Origin of the sequence: Streptomyces sp. NPDC002573 (assembly GCF_042889625.1) — a bacterium.
GTDB classification, from domain to species: domain Bacteria; phylum Actinomycetota; class Actinomycetes; order Streptomycetales; family Streptomycetaceae; genus Streptomyces; species Streptomyces gibsoniae.
In genome coordinates this window covers 96,720-119,911 of record NZ_JBIARC010000017.1, presented here as the reverse complement: position 1 = coordinate 119,911, position 23,192 = coordinate 96,720, and the positions used below count along the sequence as shown (strand labels likewise).

22 protein-coding genes and 1 pseudogene are annotated in these 23,192 nt (G+C 70.8%); 7 read left to right on the top strand and 16 right to left on the bottom strand.

All coding sequences use genetic code 11. The features are described 5' to 3' along the window. Positions 1-13: 13 nt before the first annotated feature. Genes ACFYX0_RS18460 through pqqA form a run of 8 tightly spaced genes read right to left on the bottom strand, consistent with a single transcriptional unit; the run spans position 14 to position 8,857 of the window. Complete coding sequence (locus ACFYX0_RS18460; RefSeq protein ID WP_388971391.1) at positions 14-1,357, bottom strand: glycoside hydrolase family 27 protein; 1,344 nt, start codon at positions 1,355-1,357, stop codon at positions 14-16. Then, positions 1,354-4,593: a glycosyl hydrolase family 28 protein gene (locus ACFYX0_RS18455; RefSeq protein WP_388971389.1), complete on the bottom strand. Its 3,240-nt coding sequence runs from the start codon at positions 4,591-4,593 to the stop codon at positions 1,354-1,356. Before ACFYX0_RS18455 ends, ACFYX0_RS18460 begins: the two co-directional genes overlap by 4 nt. Before the next feature lie 11 nt (positions 4,594-4,604). Beyond that, positions 4,605-5,390, bottom strand: a complete 786-nt coding sequence (locus tag ACFYX0_RS18450; RefSeq protein WP_388971387.1) for a Tat pathway signal sequence domain protein — start codon at positions 5,388-5,390, stop codon at positions 4,605-4,607. Beyond that, a complete protein-coding gene (locus ACFYX0_RS18445) occupies positions 5,387-6,607 on the bottom strand; it encodes a glycoside hydrolase family 105 protein (protein WP_388971385.1) in 1,221 nt (406 codons plus the stop codon). The genes ACFYX0_RS18450 and ACFYX0_RS18445 overlap by 4 nt, the downstream gene beginning before the upstream one ends. Continuing rightward, positions 6,604-7,698 carry a pyrroloquinoline quinone biosynthesis protein PqqE gene (pqqE, locus tag ACFYX0_RS18440; protein WP_388971383.1) on the bottom strand — a complete coding sequence of 365 codons (1,095 nt, stop codon included), beginning with the start codon at positions 7,696-7,698 and terminating at the stop codon, positions 6,604-6,606. The genes ACFYX0_RS18445 and pqqE overlap by 4 nt, the downstream gene beginning before the upstream one ends. Continuing rightward, positions 7,695-7,949, bottom strand: coding sequence for a pyrroloquinoline quinone biosynthesis peptide chaperone PqqD (gene pqqD, locus ACFYX0_RS18435; protein ID WP_388971381.1), 255 nt, complete (start codon positions 7,947-7,949; stop codon positions 7,695-7,697). The genes pqqE and pqqD overlap by 4 nt, the downstream gene beginning before the upstream one ends. Further along, entirely contained in the window at positions 7,946-8,698 is a 753-nt protein-coding gene (pqqC, locus tag ACFYX0_RS18430; RefSeq protein ID WP_388971379.1) for a pyrroloquinoline-quinone synthase PqqC, read from the bottom strand. Before pqqC ends, pqqD begins: the two co-directional genes overlap by 4 nt. An 18-nt stretch (positions 8,699-8,716) precedes the next feature. Then, positions 8,717-8,857: a pyrroloquinoline quinone precursor peptide PqqA gene (gene pqqA / locus ACFYX0_RS18425; protein ID WP_355911880.1), complete on the bottom strand. Its 141-nt coding sequence runs from the start codon at positions 8,855-8,857 to the stop codon at positions 8,717-8,719. 292 nt (positions 8,858-9,149) lie between these two features. Between pqqA and ACFYX0_RS18420 the strand changes: the two genes are divergently transcribed. Beyond that, positions 9,150-9,986, top strand: coding sequence for an aldo/keto reductase (locus ACFYX0_RS18420; RefSeq protein WP_388971377.1), 837 nt, complete (start codon positions 9,150-9,152; stop codon positions 9,984-9,986). 276 nt (positions 9,987-10,262) lie between these two features. After that, positions 10,263-10,958 (top strand): glycoside hydrolase family 75 protein, encoded by a 696-nt coding sequence (locus tag ACFYX0_RS18415; protein WP_388971374.1) that lies wholly within the window; start codon positions 10,263-10,265, stop codon positions 10,956-10,958. Positions 10,959-11,069: 111 nt separating this feature from the next. Here the strand turns inward: ACFYX0_RS18415 and ACFYX0_RS18410 are convergent, their stop codons facing one another. Then, positions 11,070-12,008 carry a class I SAM-dependent methyltransferase gene (locus tag ACFYX0_RS18410; RefSeq protein WP_388971372.1) on the bottom strand — a complete coding sequence of 313 codons (939 nt, stop codon included), beginning with the start codon at positions 12,006-12,008 and terminating at the stop codon, positions 11,070-11,072. Between the two features lie 169 nt (positions 12,009-12,177). Here ACFYX0_RS18410 and ACFYX0_RS18405 point away from each other — a divergent pair, with 169 nt between their 5' ends. Further along, entirely contained in the window at positions 12,178-12,948 is a 771-nt protein-coding gene (locus tag ACFYX0_RS18405) for a phytanoyl-CoA dioxygenase family protein (protein WP_388971370.1), read from the top strand. A 96-nt stretch (positions 12,949-13,044) separates the two neighbouring features. Continuing rightward, the gene (locus ACFYX0_RS18400) at positions 13,045-13,392 is read left to right on the top strand and encodes a hypothetical protein (protein WP_388971368.1); all 348 of its coding nucleotides are present in this window, start codon (positions 13,045-13,047) and stop codon (positions 13,390-13,392) included. Positions 13,393-13,395: 3 nt separating this feature from the next. Here ACFYX0_RS18400 and ACFYX0_RS18395 read toward each other — a convergent pair whose 3' ends face one another. The 3 genes from ACFYX0_RS18395 to ACFYX0_RS18385 all read right to left on the bottom strand — a co-directional run bounded on the left by ACFYX0_RS18395 (position 13,396) and on the right by ACFYX0_RS18385 (position 15,617). Continuing rightward, a complete protein-coding gene (locus ACFYX0_RS18395; protein ID WP_388971366.1) occupies positions 13,396-14,142 on the bottom strand; it encodes a class I SAM-dependent methyltransferase in 747 nt (248 codons plus the stop codon). Positions 14,143-14,155: 13 nt separating this feature from the next. After that, positions 14,156-14,461 (bottom strand): 4a-hydroxytetrahydrobiopterin dehydratase, encoded by a 306-nt coding sequence (locus ACFYX0_RS18390; RefSeq protein WP_388971364.1) that lies wholly within the window; start codon positions 14,459-14,461, stop codon positions 14,156-14,158. Positions 14,462-14,552: 91 nt separating this feature from the next. After that, positions 14,553-15,617, bottom strand: coding sequence for an ADP-ribosylglycohydrolase family protein (locus ACFYX0_RS18385; protein WP_388971362.1), 1,065 nt, complete (start codon positions 15,615-15,617; stop codon positions 14,553-14,555). A gap of 28 nt (positions 15,618-15,645) precedes the next feature. Here ACFYX0_RS18385 and ACFYX0_RS18380 point away from each other — a divergent pair, with 28 nt between their 5' ends. After that, positions 15,646-16,485 carry a helix-turn-helix domain-containing protein gene (locus ACFYX0_RS18380; protein WP_388971359.1) on the top strand — a complete coding sequence of 280 codons (840 nt, stop codon included), beginning with the start codon at positions 15,646-15,648 and terminating at the stop codon, positions 16,483-16,485. Here the strand turns inward: ACFYX0_RS18380 and ACFYX0_RS18375 are convergent. Further along, on the bottom strand, positions 16,471-17,226 hold the full coding sequence (locus tag ACFYX0_RS18375; RefSeq protein ID WP_388971357.1) for a hypothetical protein: 756 nt from the start codon (positions 17,224-17,226) through the stop codon (positions 16,471-16,473). The two genes, ACFYX0_RS18380 and ACFYX0_RS18375, sit on opposite strands and share 15 nt — an antisense overlap. 229 nt (positions 17,227-17,455) lie before the next feature. Here ACFYX0_RS18375 and ACFYX0_RS18370 point away from each other — a divergent pair, with 229 nt between their 5' ends. Next, positions 17,456-18,319, top strand: a complete 864-nt coding sequence (locus ACFYX0_RS18370) for a helix-turn-helix transcriptional regulator (protein WP_355911849.1) — start codon at positions 17,456-17,458, stop codon at positions 18,317-18,319. A gap of 61 nt (positions 18,320-18,380) precedes the next feature. Continuing rightward, entirely contained in the window at positions 18,381-19,184 is an 804-nt protein-coding gene (locus tag ACFYX0_RS18365) for an SAM-dependent methyltransferase (protein ID WP_388971355.1), read from the top strand. Between the two features lie 15 nt (positions 19,185-19,199). On the opposite strand, the gene dnaK is transcribed toward ACFYX0_RS18365, so the two are convergent. The 3 genes and pseudogenes from dnaK to ACFYX0_RS18350 all read right to left on the bottom strand — a co-directional run. Continuing rightward, positions 19,200-21,071 carry a molecular chaperone DnaK gene (dnaK, locus tag ACFYX0_RS18360; RefSeq protein ID WP_388971353.1) on the bottom strand — a complete coding sequence of 624 codons (1,872 nt, stop codon included), beginning with the start codon at positions 21,069-21,071 and terminating at the stop codon, positions 19,200-19,202. Between the two features lie 172 nt (positions 21,072-21,243). Next, complete coding sequence (locus tag ACFYX0_RS18355; RefSeq protein ID WP_355911841.1) at positions 21,244-21,669, bottom strand: OsmC family protein; 426 nt, start codon at positions 21,667-21,669, stop codon at positions 21,244-21,246. Between the two features lie 145 nt (positions 21,670-21,814). After that, positions 21,815-23,167: pseudogene (locus tag ACFYX0_RS18350) on the bottom strand (alkaline phosphatase family protein); the annotation flags it as partial. Positions 23,168-23,192 lie beyond the last annotated feature (25 nt).

The window sequence follows — 23,192 nt, the reverse complement described above, 5'->3', positions numbered from 1 at the left end:
CTCAGCCTGGGTCTCAGCCGAGCGGCCTGACACGGATCAGCCGGGTCTCACCCGGCCGCAGGGTCGCGCTGTACGTGTTCGCGACGGTTCCCTTGTGGGAGCCCGACCACAGATCGGTGACGTCCGCGGAGCCGGTGAAGCCGGCCTGCGACCAGTTCACGCTGACCGTCGCGTTGCCGGACGTACCGGTGTTGAACAGGGCCACGACGTGGTCGCCGCCGCTCTCCTTCTTGCTCCAGACCTGCTGGACGCCGCTGTTGACGATCCGCCTCGCGGCCACGCCGTCCTGGTCGACGCCGATCAGCCGGTCGTTGGTCAGCATCGCCTTGTCGACGGTGTCCAGATGGGTGAGGTCGGTGCCGAGCAGCAGCGGTGAGGCGGCCATCGCCCACAGGGTGAAGTGGGAGCGGCGCTGGTCCGCCGTGAGGCCGGCCTGGTCGCCGTTGCCGATCTCCAGTGAGTCCAGGTCGTTCCAGCCGCCGGGGCCGGCGTACTGCTGCCAGGAGGCGGCCGAGTTGAAGCGGGCCGAGACATGCGACCAGTCGGTGAGCGGATAGCCGCTGCCGTTCGGACCCGGACCGCAGTAGCACTCCACGTCGCCCTGGGTGCGCCAGCTGTTGGCCAGTTGCCGCCAGGTCGCCGCGTGATCGATCGGAAGGTTGTTGGAGAGCGCGAAGTCGACGGGCCGTCCGGTCGCACGCAGCGCCTTGTCCCAGGCCCGGACGTCGGGAACGTCCGCGCCGCCGACTCCGTCGATCTTCAGATAGTCGACGCCCCAGGAGGCGAACTGCCTGGCCCAGGAGTTGACGAACTCCTGCGCGCCCGGCTTCCCGTAGTCGATGTAGTACATGTTCTTGCAGTTGTAGTTCTTCTCGGTCTTCGAGGTGTCCGCGATGTCCTTCGCGTGGTACGAGGTCCCCTCGATCGGCGTGTCGGCGGTGACGGCGTTCTTGGCGATGCCCGGGGTGACGTAGAAGCCGAACTTGAGCCCCTTGGCGTGGACGTAGTCGGCCAGCGCCTTGATGCCGGACGGGAACTTGTCGGTGTCGACGGCCCAGCGTCCGTAGGAGTCGACGACGAAGCCGTTCGCGTCGCACTTCTGCCAGAAGTCGTCGAGGTTGATGTACACGAACCCGTGGCCGGCGAGTCCACTGGCGGCCAGTGCGTCGGCCTGCGCCTTGATCTTCGCCTCGGTGGGCTGCCGGCGTACGAAGCTCCAGCTGCTCCAGCCCATGGCGGGACGCAGGGCGGAGCCGTTGCCGGAGGCCGCCGCGGGCCGGGAGGCGCCGAGCAGCGGGACCGTCGTGGTGATCACCAGGCCGGCGGCCGCCAGGACGAGCGTTCTGCCGCGTGTCATGACCGTCCTCCGTTCGCGGGGATCGCGTAGGAGGTGCCGATCCACGTCTCGTCGATCCGCAGCCGCCGGTAGCGGGTGGTGTCGGTGGCGGCGGCCCAGGTGCTGTCCACCTCCAGGCGGACATAGCGGGCGTTGACCGCGGTGAGGTCGATGCCCTGGATGCCACGGCGGCTCGGCAGCTGCCCGCTCTTCACGGCGCTGCCCCAGGTGCTGCCGTCGTTGCTCACGAAGACCTTGTAGTCCTTGATGCGGGCGGACTGCTCGGTGTCGGAGCGGGCGTAGGCGACGGAGTCCTCCCGCTGGTTGAGGCCGATGTACTGCACCTTCTTCGCCGATCCGAGGTCGTAGGTGAGGCTGACCGGGAGCGTCTTGTCGTTGTCCCAGTACGTGAGGTAGCTGCCGTCGCCGGCCACGGAGCCGGGGTGGCCGCTCGCCGAGGCGCTCGCGCTCACGATGACCCCGGAGAGGATCCCCTGCCGTCCGGCCGTGACGACCTTGAAGACGGTGTCGTAGGGGTCCCAGCCGCCGAGTCCGTTCAGGGTGAGCACTCCGCCGGACTGGGTCCAGGAGACCGGGGCGCCGGTGCGGAGGTTGGTGACGGAGGCGATCCGGTAGCCGTTGTCGCGGATGCGCAGGGTGCTGGTGGACGGCGGGGTCAGGACATGGACGTACTGGAGGTCGGGGTCGGTCCTGCTGATCGTCGTCACGCCGTGCGCTCCGTCGTTCCAGAACCCGGGTTTGAGGCCGCCGTACATGTAGCCGCCGCCCTCGGTGCCGTGCAGTGACTCCCAGATCGGGGTGAGATAAGAGTCGGCGAAGGTGTTGAAGACGGCCTGGTTGCTCGGGAACTTCCCGTTGACCTGGGCGGTCTCGGCCATGAGCGCTTTCACGGACGATCCGGCGTTGGTGACGAGCCGGCCGAGGGTGAGCGCCCTGTCGACGGTCGGATCAGAGCCGTCGTACCACCAGGAGCCGGTCGAGGGGAGCTTGAAGTCCGCCTCCGTGAGCCGGGGTTGGGCGGTGTAGAGGGCCTGCGGATAGTCGTAGGCGGGAGTCATTCCCGTCTTCTGCTCATTGCTGATCATGTCCATGATCGGCGTGTCTTCGTTGTTGTTGCTGAGGGTGTAGTTCGGGCGCTTCTGATAGATCTGCTCGTAGAGGTGGTGGCTCTCCCAGTACGCGTTGTCGTTGTCGATCCAGAAGCCGCCGAGGTCCGGGTACCGGTCCATGACCTCGAAGAAGTTGTCGTAGCTGAACTGGCCGAAGCCGTCCCGGGTGGTCAGGTCGACGTTCTTGCCCTTGTACGCGGAGTACGCGGCCGAGTCGAGCCACTCATGACCGCCCTCGTCGTGCCACTGGGGGTCGTCGGTCATATAGAGGATGACCTTCAAGCCCTTGACCTTGGCCGCGTCGATCAGCTCGCCGAGGAAGTCACGCTTGGTGGAGCAGGAGCCGGGGATCTTCGACGGCCAGGGGCGGGCGTAGCCGAGGCGGCTGTGGAAGGTGGCGAGGACCAGGTACTGGGTGTGCAGTTTGCGCGCCTCGTTCACCCAGTAGTCCGGGCTCCAGCCGCCGCCCGTGACATCGTGCTCCCAGGCGGTGCAGTCGGTGTGGGCGGGGGCGGTGCGCAGACCCCAGTGCAGAAAGAGTCCGCCGACCGACCCGCGCAGAAAGGCCTGGCGGGGGTTCTCCAGGTCCAGCGGGCGGGCCCTCCGCGCGGCGCAGTTCTCCGTGGAGCCGTCGGCGGCCACCCGCAGGGTCCCGCCCGAGGTGGAGTGACTGTCCGTCAGGCAGTAGCCGGTGACGTTCTGGAAGCCCATGTCGTGCGGGGAGCCGCTGCCGCGCTGGGCCGTGAACCGGGTGAAGCGGAGTCCGCTCGCCGCGTTGGCGATCACCGCCGGTCGTCCGTCGCCGTCCGCGAACTTCACCGAGCTGTCCGTGAAGGTGATGTCGTCGGCGTTGTGGAGGTACCAGCCGTACGCCGGGCGGGTGCCGATACTCTTCGGGTTGTAGTCGCCCGGGTCATTGCCCGGCACCCCGGTGGACATGGTGCCGTTGCCGCCGGGGACGGTGATGTTGACATCCGTGAAGGTGACATCGCTGATGCGGTGACCGTTCTCGCCCCACAGGGTCGGGCTGAAGGACGGGCTGTTGCCGGTGGCCGTGATGTCGTCGTACGTGACATCGCTGATCGACCCGACGCCCGGGCTGTCGCCGCACCGTTTGCGTGTACCGATCTTCTGCATGATCGGCGAGTGGACGTTCGTCATGGTGATGTCGCGGTAGTGGACGTCGGAGATCTTCGAGCCGTCCATGGAGACCATGCCGAGTCCGGACTTGTTCGCGCCCTCGATCCGGATCTTCTCGAACTGGTAGCCGGAGAAGTCGCCGCAGGTCTCGGAGCCGAACATCAGGGCGTTGCAGCACACCGCCGACAGTGTCGAGTCGCTGACCCGGACATGGCCGTTGGGGAGCTTGGCACCGAGCGCGTAGTCGCTCTTGAAGACCAGTGCGTCGTCGTTGGCCTTGATGTCGGCGTCGGTGATCGTGAGGTCGGTGGTGGAGATGACGTTCCAGCCGTCGCGGTCGCTCGCGGTGTCGATGGTCAGGTGGTCGGAGGTGACGTTCTTGCAGCCGTTGACGAGCACGGCGAAGTGGCCGCCCCGGCGCAGGGTGAGACCGTCTCCGATGCGCAGTCCGTCGCAGCGCGTCAGCGAGATGATCTTGTCGGCCTCGCCCGACTTGGGGTTGCCGGTGATCAGGTTGCCCAGGCCGTCGATGACACCGCCGCCGACGAAACCGATGTTGGTCAGCTTGTCGCCGTAGATCATCGCGTCGTGGAAGTGGCTGTGCCCGTAGTCCTGGTACTTGTCGTACGGATTGGACTCGGGGGCGTCATACGAGTCCGCCGAGGAGCCCTGGAGCGTGGCGCCCGTGTCGACCTGGAGCGTCACATTGCTCTTCATATGGATGGTGTTCTTCGACTTGTAGGCGCCGGCCGGGAAGCGGACCGTGCCGCCGCCCGCCGCGTTGGCGGCCGTCACCGCCTTGTTGATGGCGGGGGTGTCGTTGGTGGAGCCGTCGCCCTTGGCGCCGTAGTCCCGTACGTCGAAGACCGTGGCGCGGGGCGTGGGGCGGGCGGCCGCGAGGGCCGCGGGATGGGAGAGTCCGAGGACGACGGCGACGACGGCGAACAGGACGGCCGTCGCCCTCGCGAAGAGGGTGGGGGGTCGCATGGGACGGCTCCTCAGACGAGTTGGTAACCGCGAAGGTTGCTGAGCAGGAGGTAGGTGTCCTCCAGGGACCCGGAGGTGTCGCCCAGGGAGCGGTAGATGCCCCACTTGGGCCGTACGCGGTCGGCCAGGAAGGTGTCGACGCCCGTCTTCTGCGCATCGACGACCGTGGTGGAACCGCTCTTGAGGATCCAGCGGACCGAGCCCGCCGAGCCGTTGCCGACCTTGATCTGGAAGTCGACGTCGGTCCAGGTGTCATGGAGCGGTTCGAGGTCGGTCCGGCCGACCAGGATGTCGTCGATGGCGAGCTTCAGCTCGATGGTCTGTCTGCCGTCGACCCGCCGCAGCGACTGCACCACGATCGGCGAGGTGCCGTTTCCCGGCTGCTTCATCTGCATGATGTGGGTGAAGGTGGTGGTCGCCTTCAGCGAGCCGGGGATGTACATCGAGTACGTCACCCGCCAGGTCTGGCCCTGGGTCCACTTGAGATAGCTGCTGCCGCTCGTGCGCAGCCCGGTGACCTCCTGGCGCTGCCGGTCGGTGGAGGTGTCCCGGTCGACCTTGTGCATGTTGAAACGCCAGTTGCTGCCGGTGGCGAAGATGTGCGGATGTCCGGCGGGGTGGGAGTTCGCGCGGTCGTCCTCGACGGTCTCGAAGGCGCCGAGACCGTCGCCGCTCGCCGACGGGGACCACTTCAGCTGCCAGGAGGCGGCGTGTGCGGAGGGGGCGGGAAGGCCGACGGCAGCGGCGGCCGTACCGCCGAGCGCCGCGCCCAGCAGGGTTCTTCTGGTGGGGCTCATGACTGATCACCTCGTTGCGAAGGGTGGGCCGTCCGGAGCTGCTCGTTCATGATCAGGAAGGCGCCCAGGCCGTGGAGGTCGTTGGTGGCCCGGGTGCGGGCGATGTAGTACGCGTAGTCGCCGACGTTCGTGCCGACGGAGATGCCGGCCAGGTCGGTGCGCCCGTCGGAGCCGACGGAGAGCTGCGCGAGGACGCCCTCGTAGCCGCGCCGGGCCACCTGGGCGTAGTGCGGGTCCAGATAGCCCTGCTGGACGCCGCGCGAGAGGGCGTAGGTGAACATGCTGGAGCAGGAGGTCTCGGTCCAGTCGTCGGCTCGGCCGCCCTTGTCGATCACCTGGAACCAGCGGCCGGTCGCCGGGTCCTGGTAGGTCTCCAGCCCGGCCGCCAGCTTCCGCAGCATCGCGAGCAGTTCGGGCCGGCGGGGGTGCTGCGCGGGGAGCGCGTCCAGCACATCGGTGACGGCCATGGCGTACCAGCCGACCGCCCGGCACCAGTGCTCCGGCGCGAGGCCCGTCACGGGGTCGGCCCAGCTCGCCGTCCTCGACTCGTCGTACGCGTGCCGCAGCAGTCCGTCCGGGGTCTGGAGGTGGCTGCCGTAGACGTAGAGCTGCTTGGCCGCCTCGTCGTCCGCGTACGTCGCGTCCCCGAACTCCTTGCCGTACTCGACGAGGAACGGGTTCACCATGTAGACGCCGTCCGACCAGAGCTGGTGCGCCCGGCTGCTGGTGTCGGCGTGCCAGAAGCCGCCGTCGGAGGTCCGGGGATAGGTGTCGAGCCGGTCGCGGATCTTCCGGGCCGCCTTGCGGTAGCGGTCCTGTCCGGTCTCGTGGTGCAGGACGACCAGCAGCCGGCCCGTCTGCATGCTGTCGAGGCTGTCGAAGCTCTGGTCGATCGAGCCGTCGCTCTTCACGAAGCGGTCGGCATAGCTCTTGATGTACGAGAGATAGCGGGCGTCGTGGGTGCGCCGGTACGTCAGGTACTGGCCGTAGAGGTAGAGGCCGACCGGGTAGGACCAGCCGCCGATGGTGCTCGGTGTGTAGCGGGCCGTCGTCGAGTCGACGACGGCCACCGACCAGTCGGTGGTGCTGCGAGGGCGGGCGGCCGGTGCCGGTGTCCGGGCGGCGGCAGGTGCGGTCGGGACGGCCTCGGCCGACCCGGCGAGCAGGGCGGTCGCGAGCACGCCCGCCGTCAGTGCGGCCCGCAGGCGTCGTCTCATGGTCCTTCCTCTCGGTAGGCACGGTGGACATGGGTGAGATCGCCGCGCGGCTTCGCCGCCCGGTCGACGAGGTTGCGTACGAGGGCGTGGTCGGGGGCCAGCCGGCAGGCCGGGTCGGTACGGGTGGCGTCGCCGGTGAGCGCGTACGCCTGGCAGCGGCAGCCGCCGTGGTCGACGCCGCGCAGGGCACAGCCGCGGCAGGGGTCGCGCATCCAGCTCTCGCCCCGGTAGGCGGTGAAGGCCGGGGAGTGCCACCAGATCCAGTCGAGCCGGTGTGCCCGGACGTTGGGCGGGTCGAGGCCGGGGAGCGAGGCGGCGGCCGGGCACGGGAGGACCGTTCCGTCCGGGGCGACGGTGAGCGAGACCGCGCCCCAGCCGCCCATGCAGGGTTTCGCCGTGCCGTCCACATGGTCGGGGGCGACCCACACCAACTCCAGGAGCTTGCCGAGGAGTTCACGTCGGCGGGCCACCACCGCACGCGCCCGGGCGATCTGGTCGTGGCTGGGCAGCAGGGCGGTCCGGTTGCGCAGAGCCCAGCCGTGGAACTGGGTGTTGGCCAGCTCGATCCGGTCGGCGCCCCAGGCCAGGGCGAGATCGATCAGCTCGTCGACCGCGTCGATGTTCGCCCGGTGCAGGACCGCGTTGAGACCGAACGGCAGTCCGGCTGTGCGGATCAGCCGGGCGGCGCGCTCCTTGGCCGCGAACGAGCGGGCACCCGCGATGCGTTCCGAGGCGTCGGGCCGGGTGTGCTGCACGGAGAGCTGGACACTGCGCAGTCCGCCGGCCACGAGAGTGGCCAGCCGTGGTTCGGTGAGGCCGACGCCGCTGGTGACGAGCTGGGTGTAGAGGCCGGCGGTGTCGGCCGCCCGCACGATCTGCGGCAGATCGCGTCTGAGGAGCGGCTCGCCGCCGGACAGATGGGTCTGGACGACGCCCAGGCCGGCGGCCTGGTCGAAGACGTCGGCCCACTGCTCACCGGTCAGCTCTGCTGACCGACTGACCAGTTCGATGGGGTTGGAGCAATACCCGCAGCGGAGCGGGCATGCATGGGTCAGCTCGGCGAGCAGCGCCCAGGGGGGATCGACGGTCATAGGAGCCAGCCCTCCTTTCGCAGGGCCGCGAGGAACCTCGGCACCTCGCTGGCGACCGGTGCGCCGGGGAAGCGTTCGCCGAGCGCGGCGACGATCTCGTCGACGTCCCGGTCGCCGTCGCACAGCCGCAGGACGGCACCGGCGCTGCCGCGCAGCACGACCACGCGTTCGGGCACGAGCAGCAGATCGGTGTCCCGGACGGGGTCGTGCCGCAGCAGCGCCGCCCGGTGGAGCGCCGGCCGCCAGGTCATGGCGGGCCCGGCGCGGGGGGCTCGGACGTGCCGGCTCCCGCCTGGTCCACCGCGTCCAGCAGCGCCCACAGCACCTCGCACTTGAAGGTGAGCGCGGCGAGCGCCCGCTGCTGCTCCGCTCTGGTCCCGGCCCAGGCCAGCACCAGGGCGAGGGCCTCCTCGCCGTCCCGGCCGCCCTGCCCGATCCGGCCGCGGAAGTAGGCGAGCCCGTCGGCCTCGATCCAGGGGTAGTGGCGCTCGAAGGCGGCGATGCGGGTGCGCATCAGGCTCGGCGCCGACAGTTCGGTCAGGGAGGCGGCGACCGCGTCGAGCGCGGGGCGCGAGCGGCAGAAGGTGACATAGCCCTCGACCGCGAACCGCACCCCGGGCAGCACCCGGGAGGCGTCCCACAGCGCGGCACGGTCCAGTCCGGTCGCCTCGCCGAGTCGCAGCCAGCGCTCGATCCCGCCCTCGCCCTCGGCCGTGCCGTCGTGGTCGCGGATGCGGCGCAGCCAGGCCCGGCGCAGCGCCGGCTCGTCGAACTTGGCGAGGATCAGGGCGTCCTTGACAGGGATGTGCCGCTGGTAGTGGAAGCGGTTGGCGACCCAGCGGCGCAGTTCGCCGGGGGTCAGCTCGCCCCGGTGCATACGGACGTTGAACGGGTGCCGGTCGTGATAGCGCTCCGCGGCGACGGCGCGCAGCCGCTCGGCGAACTCGGCGGTCCCCCACGGGGCCGCGACGCCGTCGTCGCGCACGGGTGTCCCGGTCATGGTGCGCGCACCGTCCGGCTAGCGGTCGGCGAGCGCGTAGGCGGTGACTTCGAGGGCGGTCTCGACGACCAGATAGGCAGGGGCCTCCCAGGCCCTGTCCTCCGATGTTTCCCGAATGATCTGCTCCGACTGAGGGGGCTCGGGCGCCTTCTCGTTCATGTGCGCAGACCTGCTTTCCTACGGGGTGGGGGGTTGGTTAGCACGACAGAGAGCCAGGCAGCCAGTGTTCACATGCATGAACCTGGTTCAGTGACTCGTCTGGTGCCGCGTTACAGAGTTGCGGGATGAGCGGACTCGGTCAATGGTCCGGACCGAGGAGGTCGGATCCATTTCTGGCCAATCTGTGGGTGCAGCCAAGATTCCGGGCGGAAAACCCCGGTCAGGAATGCGCATGCGGCCGTGATCGTTGACCATGGGAGTACCACCCGTCGACTTGAAGGATCGAGAGCTCGTGAGCAGCAAGGTCCCCCCGATCATCCTCAACAACGGCGTCGAGATGCCCCAGCTGGGCTTCGGCGTCTGGCAGGTGCCCGACGACGAGGCCGAGAGCGCCGTCGCCACCGCCCTGGAGGCCGGGTACCGCAGCATCGACACAGCGGCGATCTACGGCAACGAGGAGGGCGTCGGCAAGGCGCTCGCCACCTCCGGCATCCCGCGCCAGGACCTCTTCATCACCACCAAGCTCTGGAACAGCGACCACGGGTACGACTCCACGCTGCGCGCCTTCGACACCTCGCTGGCGAAGCTCGGCCTGGAGTACGTCGACCTGTACCTCATCCACTGGCCGCTGCCGTCCCGGGGCACGTTCGTGGACACGTACAAGGCCCTCGAGGCGATCTACGCGGACGGCCGCGCCAAGGCGATCGGCGTGTCCAACTTCCTTCCGGAGCACCTGCGGACGCTCATCGAGGAGACGTCCGTCATTCCGGCGGTCGACCAGATCGAGTTGCATCCGCATCTGCAGCAGCACGCGGCGCGCGAGTACCACGCGGAGCAGGGCATCGCCACCGAGGCCTGGTCCCCGCTCGGCCAGGGCAAGGGCCTGCTGGAGGTCCCCGCGATCGTGGCCATCGCGCAGAAGCACAACCGGACCCCGGCCCAGGTCGTGCTGCGCTGGCACCTCCAGCTCGGCAACATCGTGATCCCCAAGTCGGTGACGCCGTCCCGCATCAGGGAGAACATCGACGTCTTCGACTTCACGCTGGACACCGAGGACATGGCGGCGATCAGCGCGCTCAACGAGGACCGTCGCATCGGCCCGGACCCGGCGACGTTCGACATGGTCTGACCCGACCGCCCCTGCACGGCGCGCCCCGGACCGCTTCCACGGCGGCTTCGGGGCGCGCCGTCGTGTGTGCGGGGTGGTGAGGACCGGGCGCGTTCGGAGCGGTGCGGGCCGGCGGCCGGGGGAGGCCGGAGGGGCGAACCCGAACTGCGGATTTCCTCCGCGGCACTCAACTCACTTCAGCCGCACGGGCATTGGGGGTTGACGCGGCCATGCCGAGGGGTCCACCTTGTACGGCACCTGGTAAGGAAACTTTCCTAACAGAAGGGTCTCCCCACAGTGCGCACTCGAACACTGACCCTCGCCGCCACCGCCGGCGCCGCGCTCCTCGCCACCGCGGTGCTCCCCGCCGACGCCTCGGGCGCGACCACCCCCAAGTCCGTCCAGGAGGGCTCGGTCAGCGCGGCCGCCCTCCTCGCCAAGGTGACGTCCTGTTCGCAGATCTCGAACGGCAAGTACAAGACCGACGACGAGACCTCGGCCACCGTCCCCGTGTGCGGGAAGAACGGCGCGGTGTTCTGGAAGGCCGACATGGACATCGACTGCGACGGCCAGGTCACCGGCAAGTGCAACGGCGACGCCGACCCCTGGTTCCAGGACGACACCGCCTTCCACCAGTCCGACGGCAAGCCGCTGCGCGCCGAGTCGCTCCCCTACGTCGTCGTGCCGAGCGCCAGCAGCATCTGGAAGTACTCCAGCTCCGGCATCAAGGGCGGCGGCGTGGTCGCCGTCATCTACAACAACAAGGTCGAGTACGCGGTCGTCGGCGACACCGGTCCCACGAAGATCATCGGCGAGGCCTCGTACGCCACCGCCAAGGCCCTCGGCATCGACCCCGACCCGGCGACCGGCGGCGCGGACTCGGGCGTGACGTACATCCTGTTCAAGAACTCCCAGGTGTCGCCGATCGAGAGCCACAGCGCGGCGGTCTCGCTCGGCCAGTCGCTGGCCCAGCAGTTCATCAACAGCAACTGATACGGCCGGCCGGGCGCGAGAGGGCTCCGGCCGGACACGTCCACTCGTGCGGGGAGGGGGCACGCCCGCCCGGTACCGCGGGGCACGCGGTACCGGGCGGGCGGACGCGCGTCAGGCGGGTCGCACCGCCGTGTAGACCGTGTACGCCTTCAGCACGAACACATCCGTCCGGCGGTGCACACTCGCCTCGTCCTCCGGGTCGAGGAGGCGGTCGAGGGTGGCGCGGTCCTCGGCGTCGAGGCCGTCGTCCAGAGCCTCGCGCAGCCGGGTCAGAACGGCGGCGACATACGTCCGGGCCCGGTCGTCGACCGGGGCGGGCAGGTCCAGCAGGAAGCTGCGCGTGCCGGAGTGCTTCAGGCCGGCGGCGGTCAGCAGGGCCGGCCAGTCCTCGGCCTCGGCGACGGTGCCGGGCAGTTCGGCCCGCATCCGCGCGAACCACTCCGACTCGACCGCGTCGAGCCGGGCCTGCAGGCCCGGCCGGCCGATGCCGATGTCCCTCGGCAGGAACCGGGCGGGCAGACCGCCCTCCAGCAGCGCCAGGGTGCCGCCCGGCGCGAGATGCTCGGCGAACGCGGCGAGGGCGGCCCGCTGGTCGCCCAGGTGGTGCAGGCTGTTGCTGGCCCAGAGGAGATCGGCCGGGTAGTCCAACTCCGCCAGCACGTCGGGGAGTTCACCGGTGAGGGTGCCGAACCGGTCGGTGAGGCCGAGCCGGGCGGCCCGGGCGCGGGCGCGTTCCAGCAGCGGACCGGAACCGTCCACCGCGACGACCCGCGCACCGGGGAACGACTCGGCGAAGAGGGCGGAGACGACGCCGGGACCGCTGCCCGTGTCGACGATCTGGCCCGGTCGCGGCGTCTCCTGCGCAAGCCAGGCCATGACCGTCCGGAACAGGGGGGCGAACAGCTCCGCCTGCGACTCCAGCATCGGCGCCATCACGGCCCAGTCGATGTCGGTCTCACCCTGGTGGCCATGGTGAGCGTGCTGCCCATGGCGGCCCTGGCCGTCGTGTCCGCCGTGTTCCCCGTGCTCGCCGTGGTGCTCGTGCGCCATTGGTCAGCCTCTCTTCTCGGTGCCGTCAGCCTGCGCCGAGCCGCCGTACGAAGGCAAGTTCTCTTGCCGGAGCAGCAAAGTCCGTGGTGCACGATCCGTGGTGCCGCACGGCCGGCCGGTGCGGCGAAAACCAGGTGCGGCGCGGGCCGCCGGTCGGGACCATGGGCCCATGGACGACGTACTGGTGGAGCGTTTCCTCGAGGACGGGTTCGTGAAGATCGAGGGCGCCTTTCCGCCACGCGTCGCCGAGGACTGCGCCCGGCTGCTGTGGCGGGAGACGGACTGTGATCCGGAGGACCCCGCCACCTGGAAGGACCCGGTGTACCGGGTGAGCGGCATGGCGCAGGGCCCGTTCGCCGCCGCGGCCAACTCCCCCGCGCTGCACGAGGCCTTCGACCTCCTGGTGGGCGAGCGCCGCTGGGAGCCCCGCTACTCGCTCGGCACCTTTCCACTGCGTTTCCCGCACCAGGAGGAGCCGGGCGACACGGGCTGGCACATCGAGGGGAGCTACCTCCCCGAGGGCGCCGAGCTGTGGCACACCAATCTCCGCTCCCGGGAGCGTGCTCTGCTGATGCTCTTCCTGTTCACCGAGGTCACCGAGGACGACGCCCCGACCCGCATCCGCGCCGGCTCGCATCTCGACGTGCCACCGGTCCTCGAGCCCTACGGCGAGGAGGGCGCCGCCTTCCTGGAGCTGGGCCCGCAGGTGGACGCGGCCTCCGCGCACCGCCCGCTCGCTTACGCCACCGGTCGCCCCGGAGACGTCTATCTCTGTCATCCGTTCCTGGTCCACGCCGCCCAGCCGCATCACGGCACCCGGCCCCGGTTCATGGCGCAACCGCCCCTGTATCCGGCGGTGCCCTGCGAGCTGGAGCGGGCGGACGGCGACTACTCGGCGGTGGAGTTCGCGATCCGCCGGGGGCTGGCCAGGCAGGGCTGAACCGGCGGATCAGCCCGGTCGTAGCCCCTGCCGCCGGCCACGGGTGGACCACATCGGCGTGACCTCCCAGGCGTCCGGCGGTTACGCCGGTCATGCGTGCTTCTCGTCCGGGCGGACCAGCCGTCGCCACCACCACCGCCCGGTCACGCCGCCGTCACCGGCGCCGTGACCCAGACGCTGAGCGGGATCCTCGGTACCACGCGCCTCGACCTCAATTTCTCCTCCGAGGCCACCGGCACGACCCGGCACTACGACGACGCCGCCCGCCTCAACGAGGACATGATCGACGCCCGTGTCTGGGCCGGGATCCACTTCCGCTCGGCGGACCTCGCCGGGTGCCGCGCCGGCAGTCGCATCGGGGTCTGGGCGCTCGCCCACTCCTTCCGGCCGCTGCGTTCGCGACCGGAACCTGCCGCGCCGCGGCCCGCTTGCCCTGCCGACTGAGCGTCAGGACTCGGGCTTGCGAAAGGCCCGGAGAGTGAACTCCGGGTCGGGGCGCAGCCGGTCCTGGTCCGGCAGGGCGGCCAGCCGGGCGATGATCCGTTCCCCGAGCGGATCACCGGGCCTGAGCGTGGTGAACCAGCCACGGCGCAGGTCCGCCGCCGTGCCGCGGGGGCTGCGGCCCTGGCCGACGCCGCGGAAGCGGGCCCCTCCGGCCGGTACGAGACCGTACTCGGCGACGTGTTCCGCGACCGTCTCCGCGGCGTCGGTCGCGGGCCGGCGCGGGCGCCGGGCGAGCGCGGTGTCGATGTCGCTGCCGACGTCATGGGCGGCGGCCTTGTCGACGGTGGTGACGTACACACCGCCCGGCCGCAGTACCCGGGCGCACTCGGCGAGCACGGCCCGCACCTCCGCGGGCCCCTCGACGAGATGCAGCAGCCATATGCTCGTGACCGCGTCGAACGTCCCGTCCGGGAACGGCAGTCGGCGGCTGTCGGCGAGGACCACGGCGCCGGGCAGCCGGTCGGCGGCGCGGCGCACCATCCCGTACGCCAGGTCCGCGCCGGTGACCCGCAGTCCGGGCCGCCCGGCCGCGAGCCGCCGGGTCACGATCCCCGTGCCGCAGCCCACGTCCAGCAGCCGGTGCGCGTCCTCGGGTATCAGGCCGAGCACGGCGTCGGCTGCCGCAGCGGCGCGTGGCTCACCGCCGCGCGAGGAGTCGTAGCCCTCGGCTTCCTTGTCGTAGTCCAGCATGGCCTGTCCCCGTTCAGTGCGCCCCGTGTCCGGGTGCCAGTCCCTCGATGCGGTGGGCGAGATTGAAGTCCAGTTCGGTGACGGCGCCGCCCACGCTGTGCGTGTTCACCGTGAGGGAGACGGTGTTGTAGCCCAGGGTGCAGTCGGAGTGGTGGTCCAGCTCCTCCTGCACCTGGGCGATGTGGACGACCATGGCGGTCGCCGCGAAGTGCGAGGGGAGCCGGTAGGAGCGGGCGATCCGGTCGCCGTCCAGCGACCAGCCGGGCAACTCCGCCAACCGGTCCTCGATCTCCTTCTGCGACAGCGGTTCGACGGGCATGACCTGGCTCCTTCCGTACGACGTGGGGTGCGTCCCACCCTGTCACATCCCCTCGGTGGGATGCCGTACGCACGGCCGGGCCCGTGGGCCGTCAGCTTTGTGCGCACTCCGCCGCGAGGTCGTCCGCCACGGCGGTGATCTCGGCCCGGCCCTCGATCTGTTCCAGCCAGTCCCGCGGCAGCCCGTGGTCGCCGTGGCGGGCGCCGAGGAGGTTGCCGCAGAGGGCGCCGGTGGAGTCGCTGTCGCCGGAGTGGTTGACGGACAGCAGCAGCGCGCGCCGGACATCGGGCTCCACCAGGGCGCAGTACACGGCGATGGCGAGGGCCTGTTCGCCGACCCAGCCCGCGCCGAGCGTCTGCACCTTCTCCGCGGTGGGCGCGCCCTCCGCAGCCAGGTCGAGAGCGCCCAGCAGCGCGGACGTGGTCTCCTCGTGCCCCGGGTGGCGGGCCAGCAGACGCAGCGCGCGCAGCACCGCGCCCTCCAGGGACTCCCCCTCGACCAGATGCGCGACGATCGCGGCGAAGGCACCCGCTGAGTAGTACCCGGTGGGGTGCCCGTGGGTGGTCTGGGCGCTGCGAGCCGCCCTGCCGAACGCGATGTGGGCCGGCACACGGGTCAGCCCGAAGGGCGCCGAGCGCATGACCGCGCCGCAGCCCTTGGACTCGGAGTTCACCCGGCCGGGGCGGCCGAGTGCGGCCTCCGGGTCGGGAACGAAGTCCTGGGCGAGGCCGGACAGACAGGCGTTGCCGGGCGCGCGGCGCGCATACAGCCAGGGCTGGGCCGCGAGGCCCTCGGCGCCCTCCGGCGGCCCGGACAGGCGCTGGGTGTCGAACCAGCGGCCGTAGGCGTCCCGCACCAGCCGGGACCAGTCGTCGTCGGTCCCCCGGTGTCGTTCGCGGACGCGCGCCTGCCGCAGCCCCTCCACGGTGAACAGGGTCATCTGGGTGTCATCGGTGATCCGGCCGACGACTGCCGCCCCGTCCGGCATCAGACCGGTGACGCCCTGCTCGCCGTGCAGGGCCCGGATACGGTCCAGGGAGACGAACTCGACGGGATATCCGAGGGCGTCGCCCACGGCACCGCCGAGCAGGGATCCCCGCACCCGGGCCCGGTAGATCGCCGTGGCCTCCCAGGACGGGTTCAGTCGGTCGTACATGCACCACTCCTCGACTACGGTCGTCCGTATGACCATTGTCGCGACCGGCGCCGCCGCCTCCCCACCGGCCCCTTCCGACCCGGCCATCGGCCCGCTGCTGCGGGGCTGGCGGGAGCGCAGACGGGTCAGCCAGCTAGAGTTGGCGCTGCGGGCGGGCTCCTCGGCACGGCACATCAGCTTCATCGAGACGGGGCGGTCACGGCCGAGCGAGGAGATGGTGCTGCGGCTCGCCGAGCATCTGGACGTCCCGGTGCGCGAGCGCAACGCGCTGCTGCTGGCGGCCGGTTACGCCCCGCACTACCCGGAGACACCGCTGGACGACCCGTCGATGGACGCGCTGCGCGCGGGTGTGGAGCGGCTGATCCAGGGCTATGAGCCGTATCCGGCGCTGGTGGTGGACGCGCGGTACGACGTGGTGGCGGCGAACCGCGGCATCGCGCTGCTGCTGGAGGGGGTCCCGGAGCGGCTGCTGGCCCCGCCCCTGAACGCGATGCGCCTGACGCTGCATCCCGAGGGTCTGGCGCCGCGCATCCGCAATCTCCGTGAGTGGCGGGGGCACTTGCTGGCGCAGATGGAGCGCCAGATCGCGCTGCAGCGGTCGTCGGCCCTGCGGTCCCTGTACGAGGAGGTGGCGGCGTATCCGGTCCCGGACCGGGGTGAGCCCGGGGCCGGTTGCGAACCCGACGAGCCCGTACCGTACTTCGCGCTGCCGATGCTGATCGAGCACGACGGCCGGGTGCTGTCCTTCATCTCGTCCATCTCCACTTTCAACACCCCGATGGACGTGACCGTGGCGGAACTGGCCATCGAGACGTTCCTGCCCGCCGACGCGGCGACCGTCAAGTACCTCCGGTCACTGGGATCCTGAGGGCTCGTCGGCCGTCGGCGCGGCGTCCTCGGGCGTCGGCGCGGACGGGTCCTCGCCCGTGGCCCGGGACCGGCGCAGCCGCCGTACGGCACCGACGACCAGCGACCAGGTGCCCCACACCGCTCCCACTCCGGTCGTGAAGGCGACGAAGACACCCCAGCCGGTGCGCAGCCGGTCCCAGAGGGTCACGAAGAAGCTCCGGGGCGGCGCCTCGGCGTACGTCCGCGCGAAGATCTCCTTCGTGGCGAGGACGGTGGAGGTGTCGGTGCGATACGCGGTGATCCTGACGCCGACGGTCAGAGGGCCGGGCGCGTGCGGTGTGATCCAGCAGGTCCAGGAGGCGTGGTCCGTCCTGTTCAGGACGGGCTGCCGCCACTGCGGGTCGGTGGTGCACTCCGCGTCGCCGTGACAGTCGAACTTCACACCCATCTCCGCCCCGGTGAGCACCGGGGCGTGCGGTTTCCCGTTGGGCGGCCCCTTCCAGCTGCCGGAGACGGTGACGAGGAAAGGGATCTGCTCCCCCACCCGCAGACGCCGGGCGTGCAGGTCGTCGTACTCCACGTCCCCCTGGAACAGGGACTTGCGCGCCTTGTCGAGCGCCGTTACATAGGCACGCTGCGACTGTGGCTCGCCGCTGCCGCGGGATTCGTCGTCCACACCGCAGGCGACCGTGAGAAACAACAGGGCCGCGGAGACGAGCACGAACGTCAGCGCCGCACGTCCGGCAGGCGCCAGGATCACGCTCGACGACGATGGCCGTGAGCGCGCCGACCGTAAGCGCGCCGTCCTGTCCCGTCTGAATGTCCCGCCCGTCATGCTTCCCCTCCCGCTGCAAGCATCCCGTGTCCCCGCACCTCTGCAACAGGCCGACTCCGGTCATGGGAATCATCCGCTCCCCACGACACCCGTGAGACATGGGGCCGAACATGCCACACTGCTCACGTACTTCGGCGCGTAGGGGAGGCGTGGCGTGAGTGAGCGGCGAGCTGCGCCCACCGTGGGTCAGGTGGTGCTCGGACGGCGGCTGCAGGAGTTGCGCGAGGCCGCCGGGCTGAAGCGCGAGGAGGCGGCGCAGGTGCTGCGGGTCGCCCCGGCGACCGTGCGGCGGATGGAGACCGCCGATGTCGCGTTGAAGATCCCCTACGTGCAGGTGCTGCTCACCCGGTACGGCGTGCCCGACGAGGAGATCGCCGCCTTCGTCCGGCTCGCCGAGGAGGCCAACGAGCCGGGCTGGTGGCAGCGTTACCACGATGTGCTGCCCGACTGGTTCAGTCTGCATGTCAGCCTGGAGGGCGCGGCCCGCATCATCCGGTCCTACGAACCGCACTTCGTGCCCGGGCTGCTGCAGACCGAGGACTACGCCCGCGCCGTGCTGGAGGCCGGGACCGTCGGACAGGTCCGCCCCCAGGACATCGAGCGGCATGTGGCGCTGCGTCTGGCCCGCCAGGAGCTGCTGACCCGCCCGGACGCGCCCCGCCTGTGGGTGATCATGGACGAGACGGTGCTGCGAAGACCGGTGAGCATCCGTGCCGAGGTGATGCGCGACCAGCTCGACCGGCTCCTGGAGGCCAGTGAGGAACCCGGGATCACCTTGCAGGTGGCCGAGTTCGCCGCCGGGCCGCATCCGGGCACCTACACCCCGTTCGTGCTGTTCCGCTTCCAGGAGGCGGAGCTGCCCGACATGGTCTACAGCGAGTATCTGACCGGCGCCCTCTATCTGGACTCGCGGGTCGAGGTGGCCATGCACCTGGAGGTCCTGGACCACATGTCCGCGAAGGCGGCATCCGTCCAGCGCACGAGGGCGATGCTGCGCGAGTACCGCGACGCCTTCTGACCCGGCCGACACCGGGACCCCGCACCGAGCACACACTCCACCCCCCACCAGGAGCCTGCGCATGACGACCGGACCCGAGGCCGCGCCCACCCGCATCGACACCGGCAAACCCCATCCCGCCCGGGTGTACGACTGGTGGCTGGGCGGCAAGGACAACTACCCCGTGGACGAGGAGCTGGGCCAAAAGATCCTCGCCGCGGACCCGACCGTGCGACGCGGGGCGCGCGCCAACCGCCGGTTCATGCACCGCGCGACCCGGACGCTGGCTCAGGCGGGGGTGCGCCAGTTCCTCGACATCGGCACGGGCATCCCCACCGAGCCGAACCTCCACCAGATCGCCCAGGGGGTGGCTCCCGAGGCGCGGGTGGTGTACGCCGACAACGACCCGATCGTGCTGCGGCACGCGGAGGCGCTGCTGCACGGCACCGCCGAGGGCAGCACGGACTACGTCCACGCGGACGTGCGCGATCCGGACGCCATCCTCGCCCTGGCCGGGCGATCGCTGGACTTCGGGCAGCCGGTCGCGCTGTCACTGGTCGCGCTCACGCACTACCTCGACGACGACGTCCACGAGCTGCTGCGGCGGTACCTGGAGGCTCTCGCGCCCGGCAGCCATCTGGTCGTCTCGCAGGTCACACCGGATCTGAACCGTGCGGCCGTGGAGCAGGCGGCCGGCCTGTTCCGGCAGGGCGGCACGGCCTTCCATCCGCGCCCGCTCGCCGAGTTCTCCCGCTTCTTCGAGGGTCTGGAGCTGCTGGGGCCCGGGGTGATCCCCGTCAGCGGATGGCGGCCGGACCCGGAGGATGTCGCGGCCCAGGCGGAGGGCATCGTGCCGGTGTACGCCGGGGTCGCGCGCAAGCCCTGAACCAGCCGCCCCGGCTCAGGCCGCCCCTCCCCGTGTTTCCCTGTCGTCGTCGACGATCTCGGCGTCCACCACGCCCTCCTCGTCCTGGGGTGCGGTGTGCTGCTCGGTGCCCTGGGCGGATGCCTGCTGGGCCTGGGCGTACATCGCCTGTCCCATCCGCTGGCTGACGGAGGCGAGCTTCTCGATGCCGGCCCGCAGCGCCGTCGTGTCGGCCTCGCCCTCCAGCAGGCTCCTCAGCTCGGCGAGGGCGGCCGTCACCTCGCTCCTCGCGTCCGCGGGGACGCGCGCCTCGCTCTCCGGGTTCTCCCGCAGGAACTTCTCGGTCCGGTAGACGAGTTGCTCGGCCTGGTTGCGTGTCTCGGCGGCCTCGCGGCGCTTGCGGTCCTCCTCGGCGTACTGCTCCGCGTCCCGCATCATCCGGTCGATCTGGTCCTTGGGGAGCGCGGAGCCGCCCGTGACCGTCATCTTCTGTTCCCGGCCGGTCGCCAGGTCCTTGGCGGAGACATGCATGATCCCGTTGGCGTCGATGTCGAAGGCCACCTCGATCTGCGGCACGCCGCGCGGAGCGGGCGGCAGCCCGGTCAGATCGAAGACACCGAGCTTCTTGTTGTACGCGGCGATCTCACGCTCGCCCTGGTAAACCTGGATCCCGACGGACGGCTGGTTGTCCTCGGCGGTCGTGAAGATCTCCGAACGCCGGGTGGGAATGGTGGTGTTGCGCTCGATCAGCCGGGTCATGATGCCGCCCTTGGTCTCGATGCCGAGGGACAGCGGGGTGACGTCGAGCAGCAGGACGTCCTTGACGTCGCCGCGGATGACACCGGCCTGGAGGGCGGCCCCGACGGCGACGACCTCGTCCGGGTTCACGCCCTTGTGCGGGTCCTTGCCGGTGAGGTCCCTGACCAGTTCGGTGACGGCGGGCATCCGGGTCGAGCCGCCGACGAGGATGACATGGTCGATCGCGGAGAGCTGCACACCCGCGTCCTTGACCGCCCGGTCGAACGGCGTCCGGCAGCGGTCGAGCAGATCGGCGGTGAGTTCCTGGAACCGGGCCCGCGTCAGCTGCTCCTCCAGATGCAGCGGGCCCTGGGCGGAGGCCGTGATGTAGGGCAGGTTGACGGTGGTCTCGGTGGAGCTGGACAGCTCGATCTTCGCCTTCTCGGCGGCCTCCCGCAGCCGTTGCAGCGCCATCTTGTCGGCCTTCAGGTCGATGCCGTGCTGCCCCTGGAACCGCTGGGCGAGATGGTCCACGATCCGCTGGTCCCAGTCGTCGCCGCCGAGACGGGTGTCCCCGTTGGTGGCCTTGACCTCGATGACACCGTCGCCGATCTCCAGCAGGGAGACGTCGAACGTGCCGCCGCCGAGGTCGAAGACGAGCACGGTCTGCTCCTCGGCGCGGTCGAGGCCGTACGCGAGGGCCGCGGCCGTCGGCTCGTTGACGATCCTGAGGACCTTCAGTCCCGCGATCTCCCCCGCCTCCTTGGTGGCCTGACGCTGGGAGTCGTCGAAGTAGGCGGGCACGGTGATCACCGCGTCGGTGACGTCCTCGCCGAGATACGCCTCGGCGTCCCGCTTCAGTTTCTGCAGCACACGGGCCGACAGCTCCTGGGCGCGGAAGCGGGTGCCGTCGACGGACCCGTGCTCCGGGAAGCGCCAGTCCGGGTCGCCCATGTGCCGCTTGACCGAGCGCGCGGTGCGCTCGACGTTCGTCACCGCCTGCCGTTTGGCGACCTCGCCGACGAGTACGTCGCCGTTCTTGGCGAAGGCCACGACCGACGGGGTAGTCCGCGCACCCTCCGCGTTGGCGACGACGGTGGGTTCACCGCCCTCCAGAACGGCCACCACCGAGTTCGTCGTACCGAGATCGATCCCGACCGCACGTGCCATCGCTGTCCCCTTCCGCCAGGGCGCCTGTCGCACTCCATCACAGGACGCGAGCGGCCCGTTGTCCATGACGCCGACTGGGCACCGGCCACCGTCCGCCCCGTCTTCGGATACCCGGAAAACGGCGATGCCGCGCCCCCTCGCGAGGGGCGCGGCACCGGTGGACGGGGGCGCGTCAGGAGAGCTTGGCGTCCAGGGTGATCGTCGTACCGGCCAGGGCCTGGCTGACCGGGCAGTTCTTCTTGGCGCCCTCGGCGGCGGCGACGAACGCGTCGTTGTCCATGCCGGGGACCGTGCCCTCGACAGTGAGGTGGATGCCCGTGATGCCCTCACCCGGCTGGAAGGTGACATCGGCCTTCGTGTCGAGCTTGGTGGGCGGGGTGCCGGCGCCGGCCAGGGCGTGCGACAGCGCCATGGAGAAGCAGCTGGAGTGGGCGGCGGCGATCAGCTCCTCGGGGCTGGTCTTGCCATTCGCCTCCTGGGAGCGCGAGGCCCACGTCACCGGCTGCTGTCCGATGCCGGAGGAGTCGAAGGTGACGACTCCGTTGCCCTCGAGCAGATTGCCTTCCCAGACGGTGTGTGCGGTGCGCGTGGTTGCCACGATGAGTCCTTTCGCATGCCGTGCGAATTCTCGTCAGGGCGGTCCCGTTGCCGGGTGCCGCGCCTATCCGATCACATTCCGGCGCACGGGGCGCGCAGGACGTCACGGTCGCGGCATGGCTTCCGTTCCGTCCCACGAGCGAGGGTCAGGCGGCGCGCTCGGTCTCGTCCTCACGCCCGGTCAGGGGCACTTGGGGGCCGTCGCACTCGCGCAGCCAGCGGCGGAAGAGCTGGTGGAGCCGCTCGGCGCCGACGAGTTCGGCGCCGTCCCCGGCCGGTGCGGACAGGGTGACCGGCCAGAGCAGGAAGGGGCGGCCCTGGGCGCCGCCGAGTCCGCCGTGCGAGCCGATCTGCTCCTCGAAGGCGAGGACTTCGCCGGTGTCCGGGTCGTACCAGGAGTTGACCATGATGTCGGCGGTGTGCGGGAAGGAGTGGGTGCGGCGTACGGCGTCGGCGGCGCCGGGACCGAAGTCGGCCAGCGGACCGGTCCCGTCGGCGAGCCGATCGACCGGGATCTCCGCGCCGTGCGCCCCCAGCACCACCCCGCCGTGCTCCTCGCTGCGGACGAGGACGAAGCCGACGCCGGGGTGCTCGGCGAGCGTCGACAGCAGCGCGGGATGACGGCGGTCGATCTCCTCCTTGCTCATCCGGTGCGGCACGTCCGGGAAGGAGACGAGTCCGAGATTGCCGGAGGCGAGCACGACGGGCTCGGAGCGGCGGCGCGTCGCCGGGTGGCCCCCGTCGTCCTCCTCGAACGGACGGCGCAGTGCGGCCCGTACCGCCGCGCGGGCCTCGGCTCCGCTGTGGGTCCGTTCGACGCGACGCGGCACAGGCAGTGCGCAGCCGGCCCGCACCAGATGGCCGAGGCTCAGTCCGTAACGGGTCCGGAAGGTCTCGCCGGGGCTCTGGCCGTGGTCGGACAGCACCACGATGCGGTACGGGCGCGGGGCGTGCTCGGCGACCTGGGCCAGCAGCGCCAGCGAACGGTCCAGTCTCCGCAGGACCTGCTCGGCGTCCCGGCTGTGCGGGCCGGAGTGGTGGGCCACTTCGTCGTACGCCACCAGGTCCGCGTAGACGGCGTCGCGTCCGGCGAGCATGTCGCCGATGACGGCGGCCACGACGACATCCCGCTCGACGACCGTGGCGAAGGCGCGGACGAACGGGTAGAGGCCGCCGCGGCCGACCCGCGGCCGCTGCTCGGCGAGCCGGGCCCGGGTGGACTGCCCTATCTCGCGGCCCACGTCGGCGACGAACGACATGGCCGTGCGCACGGCGCCCGCCGGATCGCTGAAGTAGGCGAAGTATCCGGCCCGGGAGCGGTTCTCCCGGCCGCGCCGCGCGGCGACGGACAGCACCAGGGCGAGCTGGTCGGCGCCGCCGCTGAACAGATTGCCGCGGCTCGCGCCGTCGACGGTGAGGAGCCCGCCGTCACCGGTCCGCGCGATGGCGCGGCGCTGGAGTTCCGCGGCGCTCGTCGGCCGGTTGCAGACCATGACCTCGCCGCTGGTGGCGGGGCCCGGGGAG

What these genes read in the sequence shown, in the direction of transcription:
- ACFYX0_RS18390 (WP_388971364.1), bottom strand. Translation starts at nt 14,461, where the DNA reads ATGCCCGTCGAACCGCTGTCGCAGAAGGAGATCGAGGACCGGTTGGCG.
- ACFYX0_RS18410 (WP_388971372.1), bottom strand. Translation starts at nt 12,008, where the DNA reads ATGGCGCACGAGCACCACGGCGAGCACGGGGAACACGGCGGACACGAC.
- ACFYX0_RS18405 (WP_388971370.1), top strand. Translation starts at nt 12,178, where the DNA reads ATGGACGACGTACTGGTGGAGCGTTTCCTCGAGGACGGGTTCGTGAAG.
- ACFYX0_RS18380 (WP_388971359.1), top strand. Translation starts at nt 15,646, where the DNA reads ATGACCATTGTCGCGACCGGCGCCGCCGCCTCCCCACCGGCCCCTTCC.
- pqqD (WP_388971381.1), bottom strand. Translation starts at nt 7,949, where the DNA reads ATGACCTGGCGGCCGGCGCTCCACCGGGCGGCGCTGCTGCGGCACGAC.
- ACFYX0_RS18455 (WP_388971389.1), bottom strand. Translation starts at nt 4,593, where the DNA reads ATGCGACCCCCCACCCTCTTCGCGAGGGCGACGGCCGTCCTGTTCGCC.
- ACFYX0_RS18445 (WP_388971385.1), bottom strand. Translation starts at nt 6,607, where the DNA reads ATGAGACGACGCCTGCGGGCCGCACTGACGGCGGGCGTGCTCGCGACC.
- ACFYX0_RS18395 (WP_388971366.1), bottom strand. Translation starts at nt 14,142, where the DNA reads ATGCTGGACTACGACAAGGAAGCCGAGGGCTACGACTCCTCGCGCGGC.
- ACFYX0_RS18450 (WP_388971387.1), bottom strand. Translation starts at nt 5,390, where the DNA reads ATGAGCCCCACCAGAAGAACCCTGCTGGGCGCGGCGCTCGGCGGTACG.
- dnaK (WP_388971353.1), bottom strand. Translation starts at nt 21,071, where the DNA reads ATGGCACGTGCGGTCGGGATCGATCTCGGTACGACGAACTCGGTGGTG.
- ACFYX0_RS18385 (WP_388971362.1), bottom strand. Translation starts at nt 15,617, where the DNA reads ATGTACGACCGACTGAACCCGTCCTGGGAGGCCACGGCGATCTACCGG.
- ACFYX0_RS18365 (WP_388971355.1), top strand. Translation starts at nt 18,381, where the DNA reads ATGACGACCGGACCCGAGGCCGCGCCCACCCGCATCGACACCGGCAAA.
- ACFYX0_RS18460 (WP_388971391.1), bottom strand. Translation starts at nt 1,357, where the DNA reads ATGACACGCGGCAGAACGCTCGTCCTGGCGGCCGCCGGCCTGGTGATC.
- pqqA (WP_355911880.1), bottom strand. Translation starts at nt 8,857, where the DNA reads ATGAACGAGAAGGCGCCCGAGCCCCCTCAGTCGGAGCAGATCATTCGG.
- pqqE (WP_388971383.1), bottom strand. Translation starts at nt 7,698, where the DNA reads ATGACCGTCGATCCCCCCTGGGCGCTGCTCGCCGAGCTGACCCATGCA.
- pqqC (WP_388971379.1), bottom strand. Translation starts at nt 8,698, where the DNA reads ATGACCGGGACACCCGTGCGCGACGACGGCGTCGCGGCCCCGTGGGGG.